This is a genomic window from Bradyrhizobium sp. P2_E8 (genome assembly GCF_056403875.1).
This window is the reverse complement of the sequence record NZ_JBFUES010001238.1, coordinates 1-1,910: the sequence shown is the minus strand read 5'-3', so window position 1 is coordinate 1,910 and position 1,910 is coordinate 1. Positions and strand designations below refer to the sequence as shown.

1 pseudogene is annotated in these 1,910 nt (G+C 60.3%); it reads right to left on the bottom strand.

Features of this window, described 5'->3' with window-relative positions:
- Window positions 1-231 precede the first annotated feature (231 nt).
- Window positions 232-1,910, bottom strand: a pseudogene (locus tag AC1D00_RS39065) (RHS repeat protein); the annotation flags it as partial.

The window sequence follows — 1,910 nt, the reverse complement described above, 5'->3', positions numbered from 1 at the left end:
CTGAATGCCTGGCAATATGCCGTTGCTGGGTGTCCGTGCCCCTTCGATATCAGTCAATGTCGCCTCGATTAATTTGCCGAAATTTACCGAGGATCGTGCACCGCAGTCAAAGCCGCTTTGTGGYCGGCGGGGTCAATTATTGGGCAGCGTGGCAAGTGGGCAGCAGCATCGGATCTGCTGCCCACGCGAACCGGTCCGGTTCTGCGACGAATTTGCCACAATTCATCCTGTTCAGACGAACAGGAAGTCGTTGCTGGTGAGGTGGCTGGCGAGGACGTTCTTGAGAAGAACGGAGTCGCTTGCCGATACCTGGACCAGCGTGTCGTTGCCGTTCTGGCTGATCTGGAGGTGGCTGTAATCGGCCGCGAGCGCGCTCGCGATCTGGATCGTATCGTGGTTGGTGCCATTCCCTGCAACGAAATTGTAGATCAGATCGTTGCCCGAATTGACCATGGTGGTTGATCCCGCCGACCAGTAGATGTCGTTGCCGGTGCCRCCCGAAAGCGTCACGCCGGTGGTGGCGGCGGTAATCGTATGGGTGCCGTTGGTGTTGAGCACGTCGATCGACTGCAACTTGCCGGCGCTGTTGTAGAAGTCGTGCTCGACCGCGCCGGGAGATCCGGAGACGACGAATTTGAACACGTCCGTCGTGCCGGAGGCGTTGTTGATGGTTTCCTGGGTCTTGTTGCCGGTGCTGTCGTAGAGATCGGTCACCTTGCTGCCGTCGGTGTTGATCACTTGGGTAAAGTCGAAGGTGCCGTCAGCGTGGGTCCGTTCCACGGCAGTGACCTTGCCGGTCGCATCGAGGTGCTGATGCTGCGTGGTGTAGCTCTGCCCGGTGACGTTGAAGACGTAGTTGTCCTGGGTGTGGTCKGCGTTGGTGACGWAGGCGCTGGWCTTCACGCCKGACGTGTAGASCGTCGTSGAGYTGTAACCGTCSGCCTTCTGCACGACCTCGCTGGTGATGACGCCGGTGGCGTTATAGGTGTCGGTGGTCTTGGTACCGTCGGTGGTCTGAGCCAGCTGGAAGGCGAGGCTGCCGTCGCTGTGGGTGCGSACGATCGAGGTCAGGAAGCCGGTCGCATCGTAGCTGTCATGCTCGGTCGTGTAGRACTGGCCGGTGATGTTGTAGGTGTAGACGTCCTTGCTGTGATCTGCATGGACATCGGTCTCCAGCATCTTGACGCCGGCGGCATTGTAGGTGCTGACCGCGCTGCTGCCGTCGCTGTTGATGACCTGGGYGTAATCGAGCGTACCATCGGCGTGGGTGCGGACCACGGACGTRACCTTCCCGGCCGCGTCCAGATGCTGGACCTGGGTCGTGTAGCTCTGGCCGGTGATGTTGTAGGTGTAGTTGTCYTGKGTGYGGTCTGCGTTGGTGACGAAGGCGCTGGTCTTCACGCCKGACGTGTAGACCGTCGTCGAGTTGTAACCGTCGGCCTTCTGCACSACCTCGCTGGTGATCACACCCTTGGCGTCGTACCAGTCGGTCGTTTTGGTGCCGTCCTTGGATTGCGCCAGCTTGAAGGCAAGGCTTCCGTCGGCGTGGGTGCGCACCAGCGTCGTCAGGAAGCCCGTCGCATCGTAACTGTCGTGCTCGGTCGTGTAGGTCTGGCCGGTGATGTTGTAGGTGTAGACGTCCTTGCTGCCGTTGGCGTTGGTGTCGGTCTCCAGCATCTTGACGCCGGCAGCATTGTAGTTGCTGACGGCGTTGCTGCCGTCGCTGTTGAACACCTGGGAATAGGCCAGCGAACCGTCCGCATGGGTGCGGATCACGGACGTGACCTTCCCGGCCGCGTCCAGGTGCTGGACCTGGGTCGTGTAGCTCTGGCCGGTGATGTTGTACGTGTAGTTATCCTGGCTGTGGTCGGCGTTCTGGACGTAGGCCTTGGTCTTCACGCCGTTGGTGT